Source organism: Dyella sp. (assembly GCF_035685885.1).
Taxonomy (GTDB): Bacteria; Pseudomonadota; Gammaproteobacteria; order Xanthomonadales; family Rhodanobacteraceae; genus Dyella.
Genome location: NZ_DASRZX010000135.1, coordinates 1 through 4,321, shown reverse-complemented (window position 1 = coordinate 4,321; position 4,321 = coordinate 1). Strand labels below are relative to the sequence as shown.

At 65.4% G+C, this 4,321-nt stretch carries 5 protein-coding genes; 3 read left to right on the top strand and 2 right to left on the bottom strand.

What is annotated here, in order from left to right; all coding sequences use genetic code 11:
• Window positions 1-354 precede the first annotated feature (354 nt).
• The 3 genes from VFG49_RS15135 to VFG49_RS15125 all read left to right on the top strand — a co-directional run bounded on the left by VFG49_RS15135 (window position 355) and on the right by VFG49_RS15125 (window position 1,155).
• Complete coding sequence (locus VFG49_RS15135) at window positions 355-504, top strand: hypothetical protein (protein WP_324861963.1); 150 nt, start codon at window positions 355-357, stop codon at window positions 502-504.
• A gap of 15 nt (window positions 505-519) precedes the next feature.
• Window positions 520-822, top strand: coding sequence for a hypothetical protein (locus tag VFG49_RS15130; protein ID WP_324861961.1), 303 nt, complete (start codon window positions 520-522; stop codon window positions 820-822).
• Window positions 823-996: 174 nt separating this feature from the next.
• Window positions 997-1,155, top strand: coding sequence for a hypothetical protein (locus VFG49_RS15125; RefSeq protein ID WP_324861959.1), 159 nt, complete (start codon window positions 997-999; stop codon window positions 1,153-1,155).
• 9 nt (window positions 1,156-1,164) lie between these two features.
• Here VFG49_RS15125 and VFG49_RS15120 read toward each other — a convergent pair whose 3' ends face one another.
• Both VFG49_RS15120 and ligD read right to left on the bottom strand, forming a co-directional pair.
• Window positions 1,165-1,710 (bottom strand): type 1 glutamine amidotransferase domain-containing protein, encoded by a 546-nt coding sequence (locus VFG49_RS15120; RefSeq protein ID WP_324861957.1) that lies wholly within the window; start codon window positions 1,708-1,710, stop codon window positions 1,165-1,167.
• A 99-nt stretch (window positions 1,711-1,809) separates the two neighbouring features.
• Complete coding sequence (gene ligD / locus VFG49_RS15115; RefSeq protein ID WP_324861965.1) at window positions 1,810-4,314, bottom strand: DNA ligase D; 2,505 nt, start codon at window positions 4,312-4,314, stop codon at window positions 1,810-1,812.
• Between the last annotated feature and the right edge of the window lie 7 nt (window positions 4,315-4,321).

Below are 4,321 nucleotides of genomic sequence, written 5' to 3'. Positions count from 1 at the left end.
CCACTGGGCAACACCTCGGGACGAATGCCCGCACTCTGTTCGGTCATGGCCTGGCTCCCGATGACGGTCGACACGCTCGCCATCATCCATCGTTTTCGCCGTTGTCGTGCAGGCAGCGCGTGCTGCCCGTTCCCTTTGGGGGAGCACTTTGGTGATCGGGCGTGTATCTCGCGTGACGGCAACCCAGACGCGAGTTGCCGTCGGACCCTTTTCTCCACGGCACTGGCGAGGAGACTGCCGATCACCGCATCGCCGTCGCGGGAATCAATGCGCCCCGTTCTCCCTTGCGACCATCGGCCCAAGCCCCCATCCATAAATGGCGGGGGCACGCCACCTCTGCCTGCCGAGGTGGCCGTGTCCCAACTACCGCTGTTCTCCGAAGGTCCGTGGACAGTGCTGGACGATGCCAGCGGGCGGATCGTGTACGACGAGCGCTTCCTGCCCTTTGCCCAGGCCGATGCATGGTTCCGCGAGCTGCTGCGTCAGCAGCGACGTGTCATGTAGGAACGGGAACTGGACGTGCCGCGGCTTACCGCGCATTTCTCGGCCGACGATGCCGCGCTCCCCGGGCCACTGCGGCAAGCGCTGGAACAGGTGCGAAGCAAGACGGGCGAACGCTTCAACAGCATTGGCCTGAACCTCTATTGGGACGAACACGACAGCGTGGCGATGCACAACGACCGGCTGGGTGACCTCATCGAAGGCCGGCCCATCGCCCTGCTTTCACTGGCGCGACGCGTCGCATGCATATCCGCAGCAAGAAGCACCACGCACCTCGCCGGATGGACCTGGATCTCGCGGCTGGCAGCCTGCTTACCATGAGCTGGGATACGCAGCTGCACTACGACCACGGAATTCCCAAGCTGCCTGAGCCGATGGGCCCGCGCATCAGCGTGGCGTTCCGCACGCGTCGCTGATACGCCGATCACATCGACGCGACACGCTCTTCAACCCCTTGGAGACAAGCTGCGGCGGCATGCCAACGGAGATGCCGCCATGAGCGAGCACAAACACGAAAAGCCGCGCCAGCCGCCGGGCACGTCCGGTTACCCCGAGCCACAGCCCACGCCGTCCCGGCGCGACCAGACGATGCCCGACAAGAAGACGCCGCACGAACCGCAGAACAATCCGAAGCAAAAGCCCGGACAGCCCTGAGCGCGTGCCTCAGGCGGCGAGCTTGCGGATCACGGCGTCGACGAAAGCGGGGATGTCATCGGGCTTGCGGCTGGTGATCAGCTGTCCGTCGGTCACCACCTCGCTGTCTTCCCAGTCTGCGCCCGCGTTTTCCAGATCCTTGCGCAGCGAAGGCCAGGACGTGACCCGGTGCCCATTCACAAGACCTGCGTTGATGAGCGTCCACGGGCCATGGCAGATCGCGGCAATGGGTTTGCCGGCGTCGCCGAACGCTTTCACGAATCCCACGGCTGCAGGCAGCTGACGGAGCTTGTCCGGGTTCATCACGCCACCGGGAAGCACCAGCGCGTCGAAGCCATCGGCTTGGGCCTGGTCCAGCGACTGATCAACATCCACCTTCTCGCCCCAGTCCTTCTTGTTCCAGCCGGTGATCTGCTGCGCATCGCCCGGCGCGATCACGGTCACCTGCGCGCCCGCTTCTTCCAGCAGGCGCTTGGGTTCGGTCAGCTCCGATTGCTCGAAGCCGTCAGTGGCGAGAACCGCGATCTTGCGGCCCTTGAGGTTGGACGTGGACATGGCGGCGACTCCGTGGGGACGAGTGCGCCATGCTGCCCGTGATGCCATGCGGAGGCCGTCGCGGCGAGGTAGCGAAGGCGTGACGAACTCAGCGCCTGCTCATTTTCCGCGGGACAGCGCACGCAATGCGCCAGCGAGAGTCTGGCGTACGTCGTCGATGCCTTCCCACGGATCACGTCGCTGGCGACGCAGGCGAGCCGGCGTCGTGCGAATGTCGAAAGATGCCGGACCCGTGAGCTTGCCAAGTTCCTCCCATCGCAACGGCACCGCCACCGTGGCGCCTGCGCGGGCGCGCAGTGAATACGACGCCACGCTGGTCGCGCCGCGACTGTTGCGCAGGTAATCCACGAAGATCAGCCCACCTCGGCGCGCCTTGGTCGCCACGGCGATGAACTCATCGGGACGCGATGCGGCCAGCGACATGGCGAACGCACGGGCAAACGCCTCGACCTTGTCCCAAGCTGCGGCGGGACGCAGCGGCACCACGACATGAAGTCCCTTGCCGCCGGTCGTGCGAACAAACGACTCCAGCGCCAACTGCCCAAGCAACTTGCGAACCAGTCGCGCCGCCGATACGACGCGCCTCCACGCCACGTCTTCGGCGGGATCGAGATCGAACACGAGGCGATCGGCGCGATCGGGTGCCTTGGCCAGGCCTCCCCACGGGTGGAATTCGATCGCGCCGAACTGCACCAGTTCGATCACCGAAGCAGCATCCGAAGGACTGAGATAGGTACGCGCCGCCCCCGAACTCTCCGCGAGCGTCACCTGGTCGACTTGGGTGAGTCCGCGCATGGGATGCTTCTGGAAGAAGCACTGGCTGCCGATGCCTGCCGGGCAGCGCAGGATCGACAGCGGACGCCCTTTCACGCCAGGCAGGAAGGCATCCATCACCGCGTCGTAATACTGCGCCACCTCGAGCTTGGTGATGCCGGGAAACACTTCGCGATCGGGATGCGATATCGCGATGCCTCTGATCGTCGTGCCGGTGGCGGCGGTGGAGCGCGCCGGCTTGCGCGCCGACGCCGGCCGGTCCGCATCGCGCAGGCCGCGCACCGGCTTGTCCTCGCGCAGGCTCTTGAGGCTGGGCTGGCGCAGCAGCCCGTTGCCACCCAGGCCGCGGTAGTAAACCTCCACCACCGCGTGCGGCCGCACCCAGCGCGCATGGCGCAGCAGTGGGTCGATGGTGTCTTCATGCACGCTTGGTTTGGGTGCTGGTGGCGACTCCGCCAGCGCCTTGCCCAGATCGCGCAGCTGCGTATCGGAAAAACCCGAACCGACGCGCCCGGCATAGTCCCAGCCGCCTTTCGGCGACGGACGGCCAAGCAGCAGCGACCCGAAACCCTGACGACTTCCCTTGCCCGGCGTATAACCCACGATGGCGAACTCGTCGCTCTCCAGGCGCTTCACTTTCAACCAGTCGCCGCTGCGTCCGGCGCGATAGGCCGAATCCGCACGCTTGGAAACCACGCCTTCCAGGTTTGACTTCTCCACCATCGCAAGCACTTCCTCGCCATGGCCCGCCACGTGCTCGCTGTAGCCGAGCAACGAGGCCGGTCCGCCCTTCACGCGGGCCAGCAGCTTGTGCAGCAGCGCCTTGCGCTCCTGCAGCGCCACATGGCTGAGATCCTGCCCATCGAGGTGAATGAGGTCGAACAACATGTAGCTGAGCCGTCCGCGGCGTTCACCGGAAAGAATCTTCTGCAGCAGGGAAAAATCGCTGCGCCCGTGTTCCATCGCCACCAGCTCGCCATCGAAGCGCGCCGACGTCACGCCCAGGGCACGGATGGCTTCGACGATGTCGGGAATGCGCCCGCTCCATGGCAGTGCATTGCGCGACCAGCACTGGATGTCGTCGCCCACCACGGCCGTGAGGATGCGGTAGCCGTCCCATTTGATCTCGTGCAGCCAGTCGTCGCCGGGCGGCAGGTGATCGCGCAGCTGCGTGAGTTCCGGAGCGAAGAACGCCGTCGTGATGCTGGCCTTGCGCGCGCCGTCGACATGTTTCGTGGATGGCGTCTTCTTCGCCGTCACCTTGCCCGTCTTCGACGCGGTTTTCGCGACGTGGCCTGATGCCGCCGTACTCCGTGACAGCTTCGCATCCAGCAGGTCATCCGCTTCCAGTTTGCCGGCAAACTCGTCCTTGCCCTTGATCAGGAACCAGGCCGGCTGTCTTTCCTTGCGATGGCTGCGCACGAGATGCCAGCGGCCGTGCAGGCGCGTGCCATCCAGTTCGAACTCCAGATGCCCCTTGCGCAGCTGCGCCACCGGATCGCCTTCCGTCGACCAGACGCCGCGATCAAAACAGTCCACGTGGCCGGCGCCGTAATTGCCCTCGGGAATATCGCCTTCGAAGTTCGCGTAGGAAAGCGGATGGTCTTCGACTTCCACGGCCAGCCGCTTCACTTCCGGGTCGAAACTCGGCCCCTTGGGAACCGCCCAGCTCTTGAGCGTCTTGCCGACCTGCAGGCGGAAATCGAAATGACGTCGGCGCGCGTGGTGCAATTGCACGACGAAGATCGGCTGGCTGCCCGCACGCCCGGTCGCCTTGGGCTCCCGGGTCTGGGAGAAATCGCGCTTGCGATGGTATTCGCGCAGGCTCATCGCACGC